Origin of the sequence: Burkholderia sp. LA-2-3-30-S1-D2 (genome assembly GCF_001523915.2) — a bacterium.
Lineage (GTDB): Bacteria > Pseudomonadota > Gammaproteobacteria > Burkholderiales > Burkholderiaceae > Burkholderia > Burkholderia diffusa.
Window position 1 is genome coordinate 154422 of sequence record NZ_CP013384.1, and the last position, 18740, is coordinate 173161.

Genomic DNA, 18740 nt, shown 5'->3' on the forward strand with positions numbered 1-18740 from the left:
GGGTAGGGAAAATTAGTCGATCAGCTTGCTGTAGGCGTCAGCGTCGATCAGCTTGTCGGTCGAGGCGCCGGCCGCGAGCTTGATCTTGAAGAGCCACGTGCCGTATGCGTCGCTGTTCACTTCTTCCGGCGAGTCGGCGGCTTCTTCGTTGATGGCGACGACTTCGCCGGACACCGGCGAGTAGATGTCGGATGCCGCCTTCACCGATTCGACGACGCCGACTGCGTCGCCCGCGTTCACCGACTTGCCGACTTGCGGCAGTTCGAGGAAGACGATGTCGCCGAGCGTGCTCTGCGCGTGATCGGTGATGCCGACCGTCAGCGTGCCGTCGGCTTCGGTGCGGATCCACTCGTGTTCGTCGGTGTACTTCAGATCGGCCGGGACGTTGCTCATCGGATGCTCCTGGATAAAAGGGTGTGTTCGTTATGCTGGCGCGCCGCCGGGGCGCGCCGGGTGTGGTTGCGCCGGGCGCCATTTCCCGGCTTCCCCGGGAGGCGGCCTCCCGGTCGCCTCTCGGTCGTTACGCAGCGAGGACCTTGCCGTTGCGCACGAACGGCAGTTTTACCACGCGCGCGGGAAGTTGCTTGTCTCGAATCTGCACATGAACGGTGTCGCCGACCTGGACGGCCGCCGGCACGCGCGCGAACGCGATCGATTCCTGCATCGACGGCGAGAACGTGCCGCTCGTGATCTCGCCTTCGCCGTGCGGCGTGACGACCTTCTGGTGCGCGCGCAGCACGCCGCCCGCCTTGCCGTTTTCCTTCTGCAGGATCAGGCCGACGAACGCAGCGCGCGAGCCGTCGCGCTCGAGCGCGGCGCGGCCGACGAACTCGCGCGGCGCCGACAGGTCGACCGTCCATGCGAGGCCCGCGTCGAGCGGGGACACGGTGTCGTCCATGTCCTGGCCATACAGGTTCATGCCGGCCTCGAGGCGCAGCGTGTCGCGCGCGCCGAGCCCGCAGGGGCGCACGCCGTTTTGCTGCAGCGCGGCCCACAGCGCTTCGACGTGCACGGCCGGGGCGATCACTTCGAAGCCGTCTTCGCCGGTGTAGCCGGTGCGCGCGACGGTGAGATCGCCGAACGGCGTGCCGGCGACCTGCGCGGCGTTGAACGGCTTCAGTTCGCTGGTCGCGGCACGCGCGGCGGGCACCGTCGTCCAGACCTTTTCACGGGCGTTCGGGCCCTGAACGGCGACGATCGCGAAATCGCGGCGCGGCGCGATGGTCAGGCCGTAGCCGCCTTGTTCGTTGAGCTGGTTGAACCACGCGATGTCCTTCTCGGCCGTGCCGGCGTTGACGACGACGCGGAAGAAGTCTTCGGTGAAGTAATAGACGATCAGGTCGTCGACGACGCCGCCCTGCGGATTGAGCAGGCACGAGTAGAGCGCCTTGCCGGGGGTCTTGAGCTTGCCGACATTGTTCGCGATCGCGTGTTCGAAGAACGCGCGCACGCGGCTGCCGGTGAAATCGACGACGCACATGTGCGATACGTCGAACATGCCGGCGTCGGTGCGCACGGCTTCGTGTTCTTCGATCTGCGAGCCGTAGTTGACGGGCATGTCCCAGCCGCCGAAGTCGACCATGCGGGCATTGAGCGCGCGGTGCGCGGCGTTGAGCGGGGTGTGATTCAGTGCAGTCATCGAGGCCTCAGGCAAGGCGCTTGCGCGCGGGTCAGAACGGCCATGTGCCGACCGCCGCGGCCGTGGGCCTGCGAGCGATGCGATACATGCCCCTCTGTCCTCGATACCTGAGAGATTGCGCCGCGGGCAAAGCCGGCGAACGCGCGCCCCTTCGGTGGGCAGCCTGCCCGCGCTGCAATCGCGCAGCGGGCTACTGCCGCTCTCCAGAGTGCGGGGAGTGCGGCCCGCGCGAAGCGCGGACGGGATTCCCCGACGCGGTCGGTCCTTTTGCCTGAGAGTTTGCGGGTGTGCCCCTTCGGCGGCGCGACCGGCGTTGCGAGTTGCTACGCGGTCACACGCTCTCCCGACGCGTGCGGGCGACTGTACGCGAGCGGGTGGGCGTTGTCAATTTGAGCAAAAGAATGTCGCTTCGCGACAAGCGGCGGCGCGAGGGGCGCCGCCGCGTTTGCCGGCACCGGCCCGTCCCGGCAGGGCCGGTATTACTCGCCGATCGCGCGCGCGGCCGTGTCGAGTTCCTGGTTCAGCACGCGCTGCTCGTCGCCGGACAGGCCGCCGTTGTGCTGCGCCGACATGTCGTTCGCTTCCTGGCGGATCACGTCGAGCCGGTGGTGCAGCTGCGCGCCGTACGGCGGCGGATAGTAGCCGCCGTTGACGCGTGAGTCGATCCGGCGGTGCAGGTTGTCGATCCGGCCCTGGACCTCCAGCAGGCGATCGTTCGCGACGACCTGTGGATTTGGCCGCGGCGGGGGCGGAGGCGCCTGTCGGGCCGGCCGCTGCGGCTGCACGATACACGCCGCGAGCGAGGAAACCAGGACGCAGCATGCCGCTGCGCGAATCAACCGTTGCATCACATTCTCCTGACGGTTTGGTGTCGGATCGACTTTTTGAGAAACGCATCAGACTGGGCGACCGATGACTTTCGTTCCCGCACCATTTGTAACGGAATGTTCGGGACCGTGCCGTCGCGGCGGCTGACGCGTGGCCGCTGCCGGGGACGGCGCAGCGCAGGGTAGCGGCCGAGGGCCGGGACGGTGCCGACCCGGCCGGCGGTTAGACGATGCGGCGCACGAACGGTACCCGGCGGCCTTCGTGCTCGCTTTGCGCGGCGAGCTCGATGATCGTCATCACGTCGACGGCGTCCTGCGGCGTGATCGGGAACGGCGCGCCGTCGTGGACCGACGCGGCGAGCGCGCGGTAGAACTCCGCGTACTGGCCGTCGAGCGTCGGCACCGGCCGCTCGACCTCGACTTCGCCGTCGAGCACGCGCAGCACGCCGGGCGGGTTGCCGCCGCCGAACTCGACGTGGTCCGGCGTGAGGCCTGCCTTCAACTGATCTTCCTGCGTGTCGAGCCCGAACTTCTGGTAGCTGCCGCGCGTGCCGTGCAGCGTGAAGCGCGCGGGCTCGATCGCCGACAGCGCGCTCGCGTGCAGCGCGACGTCCTTGTCCGGATAGCCGAGCAGCAGGTGCACGAAATCGGGCGCCGTGCCGTTGTCGCGGCGCGTCTTGACCGTGGCGTTGACCGTTTCCGGCAGCCCGAACAGCGTGAGCGCCTGGTCGATCAGGTGCGGGCCGAGGTCGAGCAGCAGGCCGCCGCCGCGTGCGGGCTCCTCGCGCCAGCGCGTGCGCGGGGTCGGCCGGAAGCGATCGAAGTGCGACGCGAAATACGTGAGCCGGCCGAGTTCGCGGGATTCGACGATGCGCCGCACGGTGAGGAAGTCGCCGTCCCAGCGGCGATTGTGGAACGGTGCAAACAGGCGGCTGCGCGCGTTCGCGAGCCGCGCGAGCGCGAGCGCTTCGTCGGCCGTGAGCGTGACGGGCTTGTCGACGACGACGTGGCGGCCGGCTTCGAGCACCTGGCGGGCGAGCGTGAAGTGCGTGTCGTTCGGCGTGGCGATCACCACGCAGTCGATGTCGTCGAGGCCGAGCAGCGTGTCGAGATCGGGGACGATGCGTGCGCCCGGGTATGCGGCGCGCGCGCGATCGGGCTGCCCCGTCGCGATCGCGGCGATCTCGGTGCGGCCGCTCGTGGCAATCACGGGCGCGTGGAACGTCGCGCCGGCGAAACCGAAACCCATCAAACCAATCCTGAGCAATGACGACATGGCAAATCCTTGGCTGCGTACGGAGGGCAAAGCGCTGCGGCCACCGGCCGCGCGGACGGCTATTGTGGCACGGCGGCACGCGCGCGAGCGGGCGTTGGCCGAACGGACAAGGAACCGCTGCGCGTGCGCACGACCTCGGCCGAATGGCCGGATCGCGCCCGCCGGCGCGCGAATCCGACACAATGGGGGCTGTTCCGGCGCGTGTCCCGCGTCGCCTGCTTGCCCCGTTACCGGATCGAAACCATGGGATATCCGCTCGCCACCGCCGCCCTGGGCCCGTTGCTGCTGATGCAGGGGCGTCGTGTCCGCCGCGTCACGCCGCGGCTCGCCGAGGCGGCCGGCCCGCGCGACGGCACGGCCGGCGACGGGCCGCCGCTGCGCGTGCTGGTGCTGGGCGATTCGGCTGCCGCGGGCGTCGGTGTCGCGTCGCAGCGCGACGCGCTGTCGGGGCAGCTCGCCCGCGCGCTTGCGGCATCGCACCGCGTGAGCTGGAAATTGCTGGCGCGCACGGGGCTGACCGCCGAGGAACTCGTCGACTGGCTTGCCGCCGAGCCGGCGCAGCCGTTCGATGTGGCAGTGACGTCGCTCGGCGTGAACGACGTGACGGGCGGCGTGTCGCCGGCGCGCTGGCGCGCCGCGCAGGCGGCGCTCGTCGACCTGCTCGCCGCGCGATTCGGGGTCGCGCACGTGATCCTGTCGGCGGTGCCGCCGATCGAGCGCTTTCCGGCGCTGCCGCAGCCGCTTGCGTGGTATCTCGGCCTGCGCGCGAAGCGGCTCAACGCGACGCTCTCCGAGTGGGCCGCGACGCAATCGCGTTGTACGTTCCTGCGCGTCGCGCTGCCGCTCGAGCCGCACCTGATGGCGGCGGACGGCTTTCATCCCGGCGCGGCCGCGTGCGCCGCCTGGGCCGCACAGGCCGCCGACGCGCTCAGGCAGCGCCTGCGCGCGTAACGTTGCGCCGGGTGCGAACCGTCAGCGGGTGCGGTTCATCCGGATCACGCCGTCGGCGCCCGTCTCGAAGCTGACCTGCCGCGCGAACGACGGATGCTGCGCGACGAGTTCGTCGCCCATCGCGAACCACGTGTAGCCGAGCGTCTTCAGGTAGTCGAGCAGCGCGGCGCGCTTTTCCGAGAACCATTCGAGGTTCCAGGCCTCGAGCAGCAGCGGCGGAAAGCCGTGCCGTTCGAGGAAAGCCGTGCCGCCTTTCAGCACGTCGAGTTCGAGCCCTTCGACGTCGATCTTGATCAGCGCCGGCGACTTCGGGAAGTTGAGGGTGTCGAGCCGGGCGATCGGCACGTCGCTCGGCTGCTGGCTCGCGACGGTCTCGACCGAGTTGCGACGCAGGTTGAACTGCTCGTCGAGGGAGAAGCCGCCGATGTTGATCGAGCGCGAATAGTCGATCGCTGGCAGCGGGATGATGCCGTCCTGGTTGCCGATCGCGACGTTGAACGCGTGCACGTTCTCGAGCCGGTTCAGAAACACGTTGCCGCACAGCTGGTAATAGACGATGCGCTGCGGCTCGAACGCGTAGACCATGCCGCCCTGCGCGGCGATGCTCTTGGCGACCGGCACCGCGTACGCGCCGAGGTTCGCGCCGATGTCGAGCACCAGCGGCGCCTCCTCGTTCGCGTAGAACATCTGGCTGATGGTCAGCAGCGATGCGTCCCACGAGCCGTTGTAATAGAGGTTCGCCGAAATCGCGTCCCGGGTTGCGAACAGCAGGTAATCGGCGTTGTCGGTCTTGACGAGGTTGACTCTGGGTAGCATGGCGCGAGGTGTCAGGGTTGTCGGGCGAAGAGGGCGGCGTGCGTGCATGGCGCAGCGATGCGCCGATGCCGGCCGCCGCGGGTCAGGCCAGGTAGTTCGACCACTTCTGGTGTTCGCGGTAGTACTGTTCCTCCGCGTCCGTCAGGCCGGTCTCCTTGTACCAGGGCACATGCTTGCAGGTGTAGCGGCCCGCGAACCGGACGCCGCAGAGATGCGATTCGCGGCGGAAGTAGCGCTTGTTGTAGACGGCGAACGTGGTATCGATCGGCGCGTTGTAGATCGGGTCGCCGCCCGCCGTGCTGCCGATCTGGTGGCGCCAGAAGTTCGCCTCCCATTCGAGCGTCGTGTATTGGCGGTCGCCGCAGAAGAGCGTCGTTTCCTTCATCAGCTCGGGTTGCGAGATGTCGAGCGCGAAGCCGGCCTTGCCGGTCTGGAACGCTTCGGTCGCATCGATCAGCTCGAACAGGAATTCGGGCGGCAGCGCGTCGTTCAGTTCGAGGTCCGGATCGGTGACGCAGAAGAGCTCCGGCAGGCGCGCGTAGTTCGCGTCCGACAGGAACAGGTCGCGCGGGCCCGCGTTGCGATCGAGGCGCACGACGGTCACGTCGTCCTGCACGCTTTCCAGGAACGCGAGCATGTCCGGCGCGCTCGACGCGTTGTCGACGATCACGACGTTGCGCAGGCCGCGCGCCTTCAGCTGTGCCACCATCCGGCGCGTATAGGTCGGATTGTTGAAGGTCGGGATCAGCACCGGCACCGTGGCGACCAGGCCACCCGCGAAATGCCGGAACTGACGGCTGCCCGGCAGCGTCGTGCAGAGCGTCGCGTTCGGCACCAGCGGCATCGCGACGGGCTGCGGCGCCGGCGCGGATTGCATCACATGCGCCTCGAGCTCGGCGAGGTCCTGCCGCGTGTCGGCGTCGTCGGGCATCAGCGCGGCGGCCTTGCGCATCGGCGCGAGCGCCTCCGCGTGACGTTCCTGCTGAACCAGCGTGACGGCCAGCGCCCGCCAGCCGAGCCCGATGTCGGGCATCCATTCGGTCAGCTGGGTCGCGATGCCTTCGGCCTGCGCGAATTGCCGCTTGTCGAGCAGCGCCGCGAGCGTATTCATGAATTCGGAGAGGACGGCCGCCAGCTCGTCGGCGGAGGCCGACGGCGCATCGGCTGCCGCGAGTTCGAGCGACAACGCGTCGATGCCGTGCGTGCGGGCCTGCGCGACCAGCGCGCGCGCCGCATCCATCTGGTTGTCGCGCGTCAGCGCGTCGATGCACGCGATCCAGTAGCGCCGCTGCGACGGCTCGGTCGCCACCGCGGCCCGGAAGTGCCGCAGCGCGGCGTCGCGCAGGTCGAGCTGTTCGAGCACCGTCGCGAGGCGGAGGTGAGAATCGGCATGTTCGGGATGCGCTTGCAGGATCTGGCGGTAGGCCTGCTCCGCGTCCTGAAGCGAGCCGGCGGCGTGAAGCGCGGCGGCGTGGGCCAGCTCGGCCTCGGAAACGGGGGCGGCGATGACGGTGTCATTCATGGCGGCGGAAGTCGATGACGGCGAATGAAGGGGCGGCGGCGCGTACTCGCCGACGTTTCGCGTATCTTGCCGCCGGGGGGCGCGCGGTCATGGATCAAACAGAGGGGAGATTTGCTGCCTGTTCGGATGTTCGGCGCGCGTCCACCGGCGCGTCCACCGGCGCGGGCCGCGCACGGAAAGCGCGCGGGGAAAGGGTGCAGGAAAAGGGCGCAGAAAAAGGGGCGCGAAGCCCGCCGGTGTCGCGCGTCGCCACCCGGCGGCATCGTCATCCGCCGGCCGCTGCCGACGTGTTAACATGCGCGTCCTGCCCCGCGTGTCCGCCTGCATTCCAGGCCTGCCGCGCGCGGCATCCTCCCGGCGTTCCGCCGTCAACCGCAACATCATCCGTCATCATGTCCGCAGGCCTCAACCCCGCTCAGAACGAAGCGGTGCGCTACCTCGACGGTCCCTGCCTCGTGCTCGCCGGCGCGGGCAGCGGCAAGACCCGCGTGATCACGCAGAAGATCGCGCACCTGATCGAAGCGAAAGGTTTCGAGCCGCGCCACATCGCGGCCGTCACGTTCACGAACAAGGCCGCGGCCGAAATGCGCGAGCGCGTGTCGAAGCTGCTGGAGGGCAAGACGCTCACCACGCCCGGCAAGGAAGGCCGCAAGGTGCCCGTCAACCAGCTCACCGTGTGCACGTTCCACTCGCTCGGCGTGCAGATCCTGCGCCAGGAGGCCGAGCACGTCGGCCTGAAGCCGCAGTTCTCGATCATGGATTCGGACGACTGCTTCGGGATGATCCAGGAGCAGATCGGCACCACCGACAAGGGCCTGATCCGCAAGATCCAGAGCACGATCTCGCTGTGGAAGAACGGCCTGATCATGCCCGATGAGGCGATGGCGATCGCGGCCAACGAGGACGAGCACCAGGCCGCGCTGGTCTACCGCAACTACGTCGCGACGCTGCACGCGTATCAGGCGGTCGACTTCGACGACCTGATCCGCCTGCCGGCCGAGCTGTTCGCGAAGAACGAGCAGGTGCGCGACCGCTGGCAGAACAAGCTGCGCTACCTGCTGATCGACGAATACCAGGACACCAACGCGTGCCAGTACGAACTGCTCAAGCTGCTCGCCGGCCCGCGCGCCGCGTTCACGGCGGTGGGCGACGACGACCAGGCGATCTACGGCTGGCGTGGCGCGACGCTCGAGAACCTCGCGCAGCTCGGCAAGGATTTCCCGAAGCTGCACGTGATCAAGCTCGAGCAGAACTACCGGTCGACGGTGCGGATACTGACCGCCGCGAACAACGTGATCGCGAACAACCCGAAACTGTTCGAGAAGAAGCTGTGGTCCGAGCACGGGATGGGCGACTCGATCACCGTCACGCCGTGCAACGACGAGGAGCACGAAGCCGAATCGGTCGTGTTCCGGCTGTCCGCGCACAAGTTCGAGCGGCGCACGCAGTTCCGCGACTACGCGATCCTGTATCGCGGCAACTTCCAGGCGCGCATCTTCGAGCAGGTGCTGCGGCGTGAGCGGATCCCGTACGTGCTGTCGGGCGGCCAGTCGTTCTTCGACAAGGCCGAGATCAAGGACCTGTGCGCGTACCTGCGCCTGATCGCGAACGCCGACGACGATCCCGCGTTCATCCGCGCGGTCACGACGCCGCGCCGCGGGATCGGCAACACGACGCTGGAAGCGCTCGGCTCGTTTGCGGGGCAGGCGAAGGTGTCGCTGTTCGAGGCCGTGTACATGGGCGGGATCGAGGCGCGGCTGTCCGCGCGCCAGGTCGAGCCGCTCAGGATGTTCTGCGACTTCATCCAGCGCCTGACCGATCGCGCGGACAAGGAGCCCGCGACCGTCGTGCTCGACGACATGATGGAGGCCATCCACTACGAGGCCTATCTGTACGACGCGTTCGACGAGCGGCAGGCGCAGTCGAAGTGGCAGAACGTGCTCGAATTCCTCGAATGGCTGAAGCGCAAGGGCACCAAGCCCGAGACGGAAGCCGTCGACGGCGAGGCCGACGGGTTCCACAACGCCGACGGGCTGGCGGACACCGGCAAGAACCTGCTCGGCCTGATCCAGACCGTCGCGCTGATGTCGATGCTCGAAGGCAAGGACGAGGATCCGGACGCGGTGCGGCTGTCGACCGTCCATGCGTCGAAGGGGCTCGAGTATCCGCACGTGTTCCTGGTCGGCGTCGAGGAGGGGATCATGCCGCATCGCGGCGGCAGCGAGGACGACGGCCCCATCGACAACGAGCGGATCGAGGAGGAGCGCCGGCTGATGTACGTCGCGATCACGCGCGCGCAGCGCAGCCTGCATCTGAACTGGTGCAAGAAGCGCAAGCGGGCGCGCGAGACGGTCGTGTGCGAGCCGTCGCGCTTCATCCCCGAGATGGGTCTCGACGAAGCGCCGCCGCCGACGCCGGAGGAGGCCCCGATGACACCGAAGGACCGGCTCGCGAGCCTGAAGGCGCTGTTGCAGAAGTGACGTGCGAAAGGCGGCCGGCGCTGCCGTCCCGACAAAGGAAAACCCCCGCGATGCGCGTGCGCCGCGGGGGTTTTTTCTGGCCGGCAGACGTTACTTCGACGCGTTGACCATGTAGTCGACGGCCGCCTTCACGTCGGCGTCGGACGCGCTCGACCCGCCCTTCGGCGGCATCGCGCCCTTGCCGTGCAGCGCGTAGTTGTAGACGATATCCATCGAGTCCTTCAGGCGCGGCGCCCAGTCCTCCTTGCTGCCGAACTTCGGCGCGCCGAGCACGCCGGTCGCGTGACATGCCTGGCAGACCTGCGTGTACAGCGCCTTGCCGGCCGATGCGGCGTCGGCGCTGGTCGGCGCAGCCGCGGGCTTTTCGCCGGCCTTCGGAATCGCGGCGATCGCGGCCATTGCGGCCGCGGCCTGCGCGTTCGACGCATCCGCGCCCGACGCGCCTGCCGCACCCGCCGCGCCGCTCGCCGCCGGCGCCGCACTGGCGGCCGGGGCAGCCGGCTCGGGGAAGTTCGCGCCGTCGTTGTTCGCCATGTAGACGATCGCGCGCGCGATTTCATAGTCGCTGACGTCGTCGGGATTCGTGCCGCCACGCGGCGGCATCGCACCCTTGCCCGACAGCGCCGTCTTCAGCAGCGTGTCGAAGCCCTGCGAGATGCGCGGTGCCCAGTCGTCCTTGTTGCCGAACTTCGGCGCGCCGGCGGCGCCCGTGCCGTGACAGGTCACGCACACGGCCTTGTAGACTTCCTCGCCGGTCTTGTACGTGCGTGGCGCGTTGGCGTCCTTCACGTCGACTTTCGCGAGCGGTGCGATCCGCGCGGCGACCTGTTCGTCCGATAGCGCGTCCGTGCCGGCGCCCGAGCGGAACGCATGGTTGGCATAGGTGGCAAACAGGACGATCAGGGCGATCGGAATCGCGAATGAGGCGATGATGACGGCGATCAGCTGCCCGGGGGTTTTGACGGGAGATTCGTGGGGTGCTTCGCTCATGCTTGCCTCGTCTCCGTGAATAGGAATTGTGAGCGCGGTGCAACGGCAAAATGGCAGTCCAATGAAGCACGGACGATTATAGACGGAACGTTTACATCACGGCGAGCGGCGCGAAGGCACGTGTTTACCCGCACGAATGGGGGCCTGACGGGGATTCTGCAGGCAAGGTGGACGCTTCATGGGAAACCGGGTATCCTTGCCGTCTTGCCAATGGTGGGCGGCCGGTTTATTGGGGTCGTTTCACTGTCACATGCGCCCGTAGCTCAATGGATAGAGTACTGCCCTCCGAAGGCAGGGGTTGCTGGTTCGATCCCAGCCGGGCGCGCCAAATAGCCTGATTCCAGGCACTGAATTTCCCGATCCATTTTCCGAATTCGCTGAAGCGTCGCGTTGCATCGCGCATGCGGTCGAGTCCGCGAGGCTTTCCCGCGCCGTTTCGCCGCAACTCCGTGATGCGAGGCGCCCCCTCGCAACGTCAATCCCGGCGTCGATCACGGCGGCCGCCAGCGCAAGGCGCCCGAGCGCTGAAACGATCCGATCCGGGTCTCGCCACCGCCCCGTCGCGCGATGCGACGAATTGCGGGTGTTTTGCTCGACTGATCGTCCCTTCGAAACACAGCGAACGTCGCGACAATATCCGCGAGTTTCCTGCCGTCGGCGCCAACGCGCAGGCATGTCCGCGCCCGCCTTTCATGCGACCCGGCGCGCTCGGCCTGATGGCGGGGGCGCCGGCTGTCGCGCGCCGAAAGCGCCGTCCCGGCATCGTTCGCGCCAGTCGCCCCGGGCGGCCGGTTCGTCATCCATGCCTATCGCACACCCAGCGGACCCAGCGTAAGCCCGGCCTATGAACGAAAACCTCCTCGAACGCGGACACCCGTCCGGCGGCGTACGTGAACCGTCCGACGGACTGTCCGGCGCGGACACGCCGGTCGAGGCGCTGCTGGCGTGCGCGCTGGAACATTACGACGCGGGCCGGCTCGACGCTGCCGAGGATCTGTGCCGGCAGGTGCGGCAGCGCGAGCCCGAGCGGGCCGAGGCGCTGCACGTTCACGGGCTGGTCGCGTTTCGCCGCGGGGACTTCGACGGGGCCGTCGCGGCGATCGCGGACGCGATCCGGCGCGATCCGCAGGCACGCTATTTCTACAACCTGGGCACCGTGATGGCCGCGCACAACCGGCCCGTGGCGGCGGTCGAGTGCTTCCGGCAGGCGCTCGCGCTGCAACCGGACGATGCCGACGCGTACAACAACCTCGGCAACGCGTTGCGAACGCTGAAGGACTGCGAAGGCGCGGTGGAGGCGCTGGGCACGGCGATCCGGCTGCGGCCCGACCATGCGCAGGCCTACAACAATCTCGCGAACGCGATGCTCGATGCGGGCGAACTGGAGGCCGCGCTTGAAGGCTACCGCGCCGCGATTGCGTTGCGGCCGGATCTTCTCGAGCCGCACGACAACCTGCTGTTCGCGTTGAATTACAGCGCGGCCGCCGCGCCGCACGTTCATTTCGATGCCGCGCGGCGCTACGGTGCGCAGGCCGCCGCGCGAGCGGTGCCGTACCGCTCGTGGCCGACGGCCGACGGCGCGAGACCGCTGCGGGTCGGCATCGTATCGGGCGACCTGAAGCATCACCCGGTCGGCTATTTCCTCGAAAGCGTGCTGCGCGCGACCGATCGCACGCGCGTCGTGTTCGTCGCGTATCCGACCCGCGATGTCGAGGACGACCTGACACAGCGGCTGCGCCCGCTGTTCGCGGGCTGGACGAGTCTCGCCGCGCTGAGCGACGAGGCCGCGGCCCGGCGGATTCGCGACGATGCGATCGACATCCTGGTCGACGCGGCGGGCCACACGATCTTCAACCGGCTCGCGCTGTTCGCGTGGAAGCCGGCGCCGGTGCAGGTTTCGTGGATCGGTTATGTCGCGACCACCGGGCTGGACGCGATCGATTACGTGCTGGGCGATCGCCACGTGCTGCCGGCCGACGAGGAAGCGCATTTCGTCGAGCGTCCGTGGCGCCTGCCCGACAGCTATCTGTGCTACACGCCGCCGCGCGACGCGATCGTGCCGGGCCCGCTGCCGCAACTGGCCGGCGGCGCGGTGACGTTCGGCTATTTCGGCAAGCTCGGCAAGATGAGCGACGCGGTCGTGCGCGTCTGGTCGCGGGTGCTCGCGGCGGTGCCTCGATCGCGGCTGCTGCTCAAGGCGAGCGAGCTGGCCGGCGCATACGCGGTGCGCCGCACGCGCGAGCGGTTCGCGGAGCACGGCATCGATCCGGCGCGGCTGCTGCTCGAGCCGAATGCGCCGCGCGGGGAATACCTCGCGTCGTACCGTCGCGTCGACATGATGCTGAGCCCGTTTCCGTATTCGGGCGGCACGACGACCGCCGATGCGTTGTGGATGGGCGTGCCCGTGCTCGGCATCCGGGGCGACCGGTTCGTCACGCACATCTGCGAAAGCCTGCTGCAGACGGTCGGCCTGGCCGACTGGGTCGCGCGCGACGAAGACGACTACGTCGCGAAGGCCGTGGCCTTCGCGACCGACCCGGCGCAACTGCGCCTGCTGCGGACCGGCCTGCGCATGCAGTTGATCGCATCGCCGCTGTGCAATGCGCCGCGCTTCGCGCGGCATCTCGAGGACGCGTTCCACGGAATGTGGGCCCGTCGCGCGGCCCAGGCCGGCAACGTCGCCGGCCCGCACGATTGACGCATCGACTGAACCGCGCGCGAACGACGAAACGACGACATGCAACAGACCACGGACATTCTCGGCGCCGCACTGGCGCATCACCAGGCGGGCCGGTTGAGCGACGCGAAGGCGGGCTACGAGCAGCTGCTCGCGGGGGAGCCCGCGCATCCGGACGCGCTGCATTTCCTCGGACTGCTGACCTGTCAGGCAGGGCAGCCGGAAGAAGGCATCGCGCTGATGCGCCGCTCGATCGACGCGTATCCGAGCGCGATCTATCACAACAACCTGGGCAACGCGCTGCGCGAGCGGGGCCGGCTCGACGATGCGATTGCGCAGTACCGTGAAGCGGTGCGGCGTCAGCCGGAGTACGCGGAAGCGCACAACAACCTGGGCGATGCGCTGCGCGAGGCGCGGCAGCCGGATGCGTCGATGCAGCACTGCGCGCAGGCGATCGCGCTGCGGCCGGACTACGCGCAGGCATACAACAACCTCGGCAACGCACTGAAGGATCTGGGGCAGGCGGACGCTGCGGTGCTCGCATACGGCAAGGCGATCGAACACGATCCGCGCTACGCGGACGCGTACAACAATCTCGGCAACGTGCTGACGACGCAGCGCAAATTCGACGCGGCGGCGGACAGCTATCGCGCGGCCGTCGCGCTGGCCCCGTCCAACCCGATCGCGCACCGCAATCTCGGTGCGGCGCTGCTCGCCCGCGGCGATCGCGACGAGGCGATTGCGACCTTGCGCCGTCTCGTCGAACTGGCGCCTGGCGACGCGCAGGCGCGTGTCGACCTCGGCGTCGCGCTGCGCGACGCAGGGCAGGCCGACGCGGCGATCGCACAGTTCGAGCGAGCCGCGGAACTGTCGCCGATGCGCGCCGACGCGCACGCGGGCCTTGCCGAGGTGCTGTACCGCCGGCGGCAGACGGCGCGTGCGGCCGAGTGCATGACGCGCGCGCTTGAGCTGGCGCCCGCTCACGGTCCCGCCTATCGCATGCTCGGCGACATGTATCATGACCTGGGCAAGTACGACGCGTCCGTCATGTGCTACCGGGCCGCGACCGAACTCGATACGAACGACGTCGACGCACATCATCGCTGCGCGATCGTGTTGCTGAAGCAGAACCGTGCCGACGACGCGCTGCCTCATGCCCGCGCGGCGCTCGCATTGAACGACCGGGCCGCGCCCGCGCACATGACGCTCGGTGACGTGCTCGGCATGCTCGGCGACGTGGATGGCGAACTCGCGCATTACCGCCGCGCGGTCGAACTCGACGTGACCAACGCGGTCCTGCACGACCGGCTGGTCTTCGCGCTCGCCACGCATCCATCGATCGACCAGGAAGAGACGCTCAGGGCTGCGCGGCATTTCGGCGAATACGTCGAAGCCGATGCACGGCCGCTCGCGCATACCGACACCGGCTCGCGCCCGTCGGGTGGACGGCTGCGCATCGGCTGGGTGTCGGGCGACCTGGTGACGCATCCGGTCGGCATTTTCCTCGAAGGCGTGCTGGCGCATCTCGATCGACACCGGCTCGAATTGATCGCCTATCCGACGTCGGCGGCGGAAGACGACACGACCGCGCGCCTGAAGCCGCACTTCGACGCATGGCATTCGCTTCTCGACCTGTCGGACGAACAGGCGGCGCAGCGGATTCGCGCGGACGGCATCGACGTCCTCGTCGACCTGTCGGGCCACACGGCGCTAAACCGGCTTGGCGTGTTCGCATGGAAGCCCGCGCCGGTGCAGGTCACGTGGATCGGCTTCTTCGCCTCGACGGGGCTGCGCGCGATCGACTATGTACTGGGCGACCGGCACGTGCTGCCTGCCGGCGAGGAAGCGCATTTCGTCGAGCGGCCGTGGCGGCTGCCCGACAGCTATCTGTGCTTCACGCCGCCGCATCCGGCGCTCGACGTCGGTCCGTTGCCGCAACGCGAGAGCGGTGTGATGACGTTCGGCTATTTCGGCAAGCTCGGGAAGATGAACGATGCGGTCGTGCGCGTGTGGTCGCGGGTGCTTGCCGCGGTGCCGGGCGCGCGGCTGTTCCTGAAGGCGGGTGAGCTCGACGACGCGCATGCGGTGCGCCGCACGGCCGAGCGGTTCACCCGCAACGGGATCGACGCGAGCCGGCTGGTGATGGAAGGCCGCTCGCCGCGCGCCGATTACCTGACGGCCTACCGCCGCGTCGACATGATGCTGAGCCCGTTTCCGTACCCGGGCGGCACGACGACGGCCGAGTCGCTGTGGATGGGCGTGCCGGTGCTCGGGATGAAAGGCGAGCGGTTCGTCACGCACATCTGCGAGAGCGTGCTGCAGACGGTCGGCCTCGGCGACTGGATCGCGCGGGACGAAGACGACTACGTCGCGAAGGCCGTGGCCGCTGCGGCCGATCCGCAGCGGCTCGGTGCGCTGCGGCAGGCATTGCGCGCGCAGCTGCTCGCGTCGCCGCTGTGCGATGCGCCGCGCTTCGCGAAACATCTCGAGGAGGCGTTTTACGGGATGTGGATGGACAGGACGAACGCCGGCGCCGACGAGCGGGCCGCGGCGGGCGACGAACCGAATTGAGCCGCCCGGCAGGGTGGCGCGCGAACGACGAAACGACGACATGCAACAGACCACGGACATTCTCGGCGCCGCACTGGCGCATCACCAGGCGGGCCGGCTGAGCGACGCGAAGGCGGGCTACGAGCAGCTGCTCGCGGGGGAGCCCGCGCATCCGGACGCGCTGCATTTCCTCGGACTGCTGACCTGTCAGGCAGGGCAGCCGGAAGAAGGCATCGCGCTGATGCGCCGCTCGATCGACGCGTATCCGAGCGCGATCTATCACAACAACCTGGGCAACGCGCTGCGCGAGCGGGGCCGGCTCGACGATGCGATCGCGCAGTACCGCGAAGCGGTGCGGCGTCAGCCGGACTACGCGGAAGCGCACAACAACCTGGGCGATGCGCTGCGCGAGGCGCGGCAGCCGGATGCGTCGATGCAGCACTGCGCGCAGGCGATCGCGCTGCGGCCGGACTATGCGCAGGCATACAACAACCTGGGCAACGCACTGAAGGATCTGGGGCAGGCGGATGCAGCGGTGCTCGCATACGGCAAGGCGATCGAACACGATCCGCGCTACGCGGACGCGTACAACAATCTCGGCAACGTGCTGACGACGCAGCGCAAGTTCGACGCGGCGGTGGACAGCTATCGCGCGGCCGTCGCGCTGAGCCCGGGCCGGGCGATCGTGCACGGCAATCTCGGCACCGCGCTGCTCGCGCGTGGCGACCTCGACGAATCCATCGCGACGCTGCGCCGGGCAGTCGAACTCGATCCGCGGGATCCGCAGGTCCACAACTGTCTCGGCAGCGCGCTGCGTGAAGCGGGCCGGAACGACGAAGCGATCGTGCATTTCGAACGGGTGATCGAGCTGTCCGGCGGCGACGTCGACGCACACCTCAACCTGAGCCGGGCGCTGAAGAGCCAGAACCGCATCGAGGAGTCCGTCGAGGCCGGCAAGCGGGCCATCGAGCTGGATCCGCGCCGGGCGGAGGGCTATGTGAACCTGGCCCACGCGTATTACTGGCTGGACCGTGTCGACGACGCGATCGTGCAGTACCGGCACGCGCTCGAATTCGATCCGGATTCGGCGGATATCCACCAGAACCTGTCGATCGCGCTGTGCCAGGCGCGGCGCGTTCATGAAGCGCTGGAGAGCGCGCATGCCGCCGTGGCACTCGAACCCGGCACCGCGCGCCGGTATGCGCATCTCGCGGACGTGCTGCGCAAGACCGGCGACGTCGACGCGGCGATCCAGTGCTATCGCCGCGCGCTGGAGTGTGATCCCGACAATCCGGGTACCTACACGTCGCTGCTGTTCTGCCTCGCGGGCCAAACCGCCTTCGACCCGGATGCGTACCTGGCGGATGCGCGCGTGTTCGGCGCGCGCATGTCGATGCACGCGCAGCCGTGGCGGCACCGGCCGGCGCCGCTGAACGGGCGCAGGTTGCGTGTCGGCTTCGTGTCGGGCGATTTCCGGCGGCACCCGGTCGGCATCTTTCTCGAAAGCGTCGTCGCGCATCTCGATCGGTCGCGGCTCGAGCTCGTCGCGTTCACGACGTTCGACACCGAGGACGACTACACCGCGCGGCTGAAGCCGCATTTCGACGGCTGGCATCGCATCACGGATCTCGGGACGGAGCAGACGGCCCGGCGCATCCACGAAGAGCGGATCGACGTGCTCGTCGATCTGGCCGGGCATACGGCGCACAACCGGCTGCCTGCCTTTGCGTGGAAGCCGGCGCCGATCCAGGTGAGCTGGCTCGGCTTTTTCGCGTCGACCGGCATCGCGGAGATGGACTATTTCCTCGGCGATGCGCACGTGCTGCCGGCCGCCGAGGAGGCGCACTTCGTCGAGCGGCCGTGGCGCCTGCCCGACAGCTACCTGTGCTTCACGCCGCCGCCGTACGACGTGCAGGTCGGCCCGCTGCCGATGCTGCGCAACGGGCACATCACGTTCGGTTGCTTCGGCAAGCTCGTGAAGGTGACCGACGAGGTGGTGCGCGTCTGGTCGCGCCTGCTGCACACCGTGCCGGGCGCGAAGCTGCTGCTCAAGGCGTACGAACTCGCGGTCGAGGACATCTGCGATGCAACGCGCGCGCGCTTCGCGGCGCACGGCATCGACGCCGACCGGCTGATCCTCGAGCCAGGCTCGTCGCGCGACGCGTACTTCGCGGCATACAACCGCGCGGACGTGATGCTGAGCCCGTTCCCGTACCCGGGCGGCACGACGACGGCCGAGTCGCTGTGGATGGGCGTGCCGGTGCTCGGGATGAAGGGGGAGCGGTTCGTCACGCACATCTGCGAGAGCCTGCTGCATGCGGCCGGTCTCGGCGACTGGATCGCGAGCGACGAAGCGGACTACATCGCGAAGGCCGTCGCGTTCTCCCGCGATCGCGGCGAGCTCGCGGCGATGCGTGCCGGGTTGCGCCAGCAGATGCAGCGTTCGCCGCTCGGCGACGCGAAGCGGTTCGCCCGCCACCTCGAGGACGCGTTCCACGGCATGTGGGACGCATGGCTCGCCGGCACCCCGGGCGACGCGCCGGCGCGGTAACGGCCGCGGCCGGACGGGCGCCGTGCCGCCGGGCATCGCGGCGCGGTGCGGTGCGGTGGGGGCGTCCCCAAAAAAAGAAGCCGCATCGCTGCGGCTCTTCGAGGAGGGCGCCCTCGCGGGCGTCGTAGTTGTTCTTGTTCGATCTGCGTCGGTGCGGTTCAGCCCAGCATCCCGGTCGACTGGTAACGCGATGCCGCATCGATGCGCTGCAGCGCCAGCCGATGATTCGTCATCAGCCGCTCGCGGCCGGCCATCGCCTGTTCGGTGATGATTGCATCGAGCCGCTGGATCTCGCGGATGATCGCGAGCGCATCCGGCGTCTGGTCAGCGTCGAGCGACATCAGCAGCGCGGCGCGTTCGTTCACGAGCGCGGCGGCGCGCTCCCATGCGTCGTGCGAGACGGCGTCCGCGAGCGCGTGCGTGAGCGCCAGCGCGCGTGTCAGCGAAGTGTGTTCCATGGC

General features: G+C 68.7%; 13 protein-coding genes, 1 tRNA gene and 2 riboswitches. Of the genes, 6 read left to right on the top strand and 8 right to left on the bottom strand.

What is annotated here, in order from left to right:
- Nucleotides 1-12: 12 nt before the first annotated feature.
- The 4 genes from gcvH to WS66_RS13280 all read right to left on the bottom strand — a co-directional run bounded on the left by gcvH (nucleotide 13) and on the right by WS66_RS13280 (nucleotide 3742).
- Complete coding sequence (gene gcvH / locus WS66_RS13265) at nucleotides 13-393, bottom strand: glycine cleavage system protein GcvH (RefSeq protein ID WP_057926424.1); 381 nt, start codon at nucleotides 391-393, stop codon at nucleotides 13-15.
- 127 nt (nucleotides 394-520) lie between these two features.
- Nucleotides 521-1639: a glycine cleavage system aminomethyltransferase GcvT gene (gene gcvT, locus WS66_RS13270; RefSeq protein ID WP_059601976.1), complete on the bottom strand. Its 1119-nt coding sequence runs from the start codon at nucleotides 1637-1639 to the stop codon at nucleotides 521-523.
- Between the two features lie 84 nt (nucleotides 1640-1723).
- Nucleotides 1724-1856, bottom strand: a riboswitch (glycine riboswitch).
- A 32-nt stretch (nucleotides 1857-1888) separates the two neighbouring features.
- A riboswitch (glycine riboswitch) is annotated at nucleotides 1889-1995 on the bottom strand.
- Nucleotides 1996-2118: 123 nt separating this feature from the next.
- Nucleotides 2119-2487 (bottom strand): hypothetical protein, encoded by a 369-nt coding sequence (locus WS66_RS13275; protein ID WP_059601974.1) that lies wholly within the window; start codon nucleotides 2485-2487, stop codon nucleotides 2119-2121.
- 202 nt (nucleotides 2488-2689) lie between these two features.
- Nucleotides 2690-3742, bottom strand: coding sequence for an oxidoreductase (locus tag WS66_RS13280; RefSeq protein ID WP_059601973.1), 1053 nt, complete (start codon nucleotides 3740-3742; stop codon nucleotides 2690-2692).
- A 243-nt stretch (nucleotides 3743-3985) separates the two neighbouring features.
- On the opposite strand from WS66_RS13280, the gene WS66_RS13285 reads away from it, so the two are divergent.
- Nucleotides 3986-4693, top strand: coding sequence for an SGNH/GDSL hydrolase family protein (locus WS66_RS13285; protein WP_059601971.1), 708 nt, complete (start codon nucleotides 3986-3988; stop codon nucleotides 4691-4693).
- 21 nt (nucleotides 4694-4714) lie between these two features.
- Here the strand turns inward: WS66_RS13285 and WS66_RS13290 are convergent, their stop codons facing one another.
- Both WS66_RS13290 and WS66_RS13295 read right to left on the bottom strand, forming a co-directional pair.
- Nucleotides 4715-5509 (bottom strand): FkbM family methyltransferase, encoded by a 795-nt coding sequence (locus WS66_RS13290; RefSeq protein ID WP_059601969.1) that lies wholly within the window; start codon nucleotides 5507-5509, stop codon nucleotides 4715-4717.
- Nucleotides 5510-5591: 82 nt separating this feature from the next.
- Complete coding sequence (locus WS66_RS13295) at nucleotides 5592-7031, bottom strand: glycosyltransferase family 2 protein (RefSeq protein ID WP_059601967.1); 1440 nt, start codon at nucleotides 7029-7031, stop codon at nucleotides 5592-5594.
- 392 nt (nucleotides 7032-7423) lie between these two features.
- On the opposite strand from WS66_RS13295, the gene WS66_RS13300 reads away from it, so the two are divergent.
- On the top strand, nucleotides 7424-9511 hold the full coding sequence (locus WS66_RS13300; RefSeq protein ID WP_059601965.1) for a UvrD-helicase domain-containing protein: 2088 nt from the start codon (nucleotides 7424-7426) through the stop codon (nucleotides 9509-9511).
- 90 nt (nucleotides 9512-9601) lie between these two features.
- Here the strand turns inward: WS66_RS13300 and WS66_RS13305 are convergent, their stop codons facing one another.
- Nucleotides 9602-10501: a c-type cytochrome gene (locus WS66_RS13305; RefSeq protein WP_059601963.1), complete on the bottom strand. Its 900-nt coding sequence runs from the start codon at nucleotides 10499-10501 to the stop codon at nucleotides 9602-9604.
- 252 nt (nucleotides 10502-10753) lie between these two features.
- On the opposite strand from WS66_RS13305, the gene WS66_RS13310 reads away from it, so the two are divergent.
- The 4 genes from WS66_RS13310 to WS66_RS13325 all read left to right on the top strand — a co-directional run bounded on the left by WS66_RS13310 (nucleotide 10754) and on the right by WS66_RS13325 (nucleotide 18279).
- A tRNA-Arg gene (locus WS66_RS13310) sits at nucleotides 10754-10829 on the top strand.
- Between the two features lie 516 nt (nucleotides 10830-11345).
- Nucleotides 11346-13199 carry an O-linked N-acetylglucosamine transferase, SPINDLY family protein gene (locus tag WS66_RS13315; RefSeq protein WP_082728928.1) on the top strand — a complete coding sequence of 618 codons (1854 nt, stop codon included), beginning with the start codon at nucleotides 11346-11348 and terminating at the stop codon, nucleotides 13197-13199.
- 39 nt (nucleotides 13200-13238) lie between these two features.
- On the top strand, nucleotides 13239-15749 hold the full coding sequence (locus WS66_RS13320) for a tetratricopeptide repeat protein (protein WP_059601960.1): 2511 nt from the start codon (nucleotides 13239-13241) through the stop codon (nucleotides 15747-15749).
- Between the two features lie 40 nt (nucleotides 15750-15789).
- Nucleotides 15790-18279, top strand: a complete 2490-nt coding sequence (locus WS66_RS13325; protein WP_059602237.1) for a tetratricopeptide repeat protein — start codon at nucleotides 15790-15792, stop codon at nucleotides 18277-18279.
- Between the two features lie 158 nt (nucleotides 18280-18437).
- On the opposite strand, the gene fliT is transcribed toward WS66_RS13325, so the two are convergent.
- A complete protein-coding gene (gene fliT, locus WS66_RS13330; RefSeq protein ID WP_059601958.1) occupies nucleotides 18438-18737 on the bottom strand; it encodes a flagellar protein FliT in 300 nt (99 codons plus the stop codon).
- Between the last annotated feature and the right edge of the window lie 3 nt (nucleotides 18738-18740).

What these genes read in the sequence shown, in the direction of transcription:
- WS66_RS13280 (WP_059601973.1), bottom strand. Translation starts at nt 3,742, where the DNA reads ATGTCGTCATTGCTCAGGATTGGTTTGATGGGTTTCGGTTTCGCCGGC.
- WS66_RS13320 (WP_059601960.1), top strand. Translation starts at nt 13,239, where the DNA reads ATGCAACAGACCACGGACATTCTCGGCGCCGCACTGGCGCATCACCAG.
- WS66_RS13325 (WP_059602237.1), top strand. Translation starts at nt 15,790, where the DNA reads ATGCAACAGACCACGGACATTCTCGGCGCCGCACTGGCGCATCACCAG.
- gcvH (WP_057926424.1), bottom strand. Translation starts at nt 393, where the DNA reads ATGAGCAACGTCCCGGCCGATCTGAAGTACACCGACGAACACGAGTGG.
- WS66_RS13300 (WP_059601965.1), top strand. Translation starts at nt 7,424, where the DNA reads ATGTCCGCAGGCCTCAACCCCGCTCAGAACGAAGCGGTGCGCTACCTC.
- fliT (WP_059601958.1), bottom strand. Translation starts at nt 18,737, where the DNA reads ATGGAACACACTTCGCTGACACGCGCGCTGGCGCTCACGCACGCGCTC.
- WS66_RS13315 (WP_082728928.1), top strand. Translation starts at nt 11,346, where the DNA reads ATGAACGAAAACCTCCTCGAACGCGGACACCCGTCCGGCGGCGTACGT.
- WS66_RS13295 (WP_059601967.1), bottom strand. Translation starts at nt 7,031, where the DNA reads ATGAATGACACCGTCATCGCCGCCCCCGTTTCCGAGGCCGAGCTGGCC.
- WS66_RS13290 (WP_059601969.1), bottom strand. Translation starts at nt 5,509, where the DNA reads ATGCTACCCAGAGTCAACCTCGTCAAGACCGACAACGCCGATTACCTG.
- WS66_RS13285 (WP_059601971.1), top strand. Translation starts at nt 3,986, where the DNA reads ATGGGATATCCGCTCGCCACCGCCGCCCTGGGCCCGTTGCTGCTGATG.
- WS66_RS13275 (WP_059601974.1), bottom strand. Translation starts at nt 2,487, where the DNA reads ATGCAACGGTTGATTCGCGCAGCGGCATGCTGCGTCCTGGTTTCCTCG.
- WS66_RS13305 (WP_059601963.1), bottom strand. Translation starts at nt 10,501, where the DNA reads ATGAGCGAAGCACCCCACGAATCTCCCGTCAAAACCCCCGGGCAGCTG.
- gcvT (WP_059601976.1), bottom strand. Translation starts at nt 1,639, where the DNA reads ATGACTGCACTGAATCACACCCCGCTCAACGCCGCGCACCGCGCGCTC.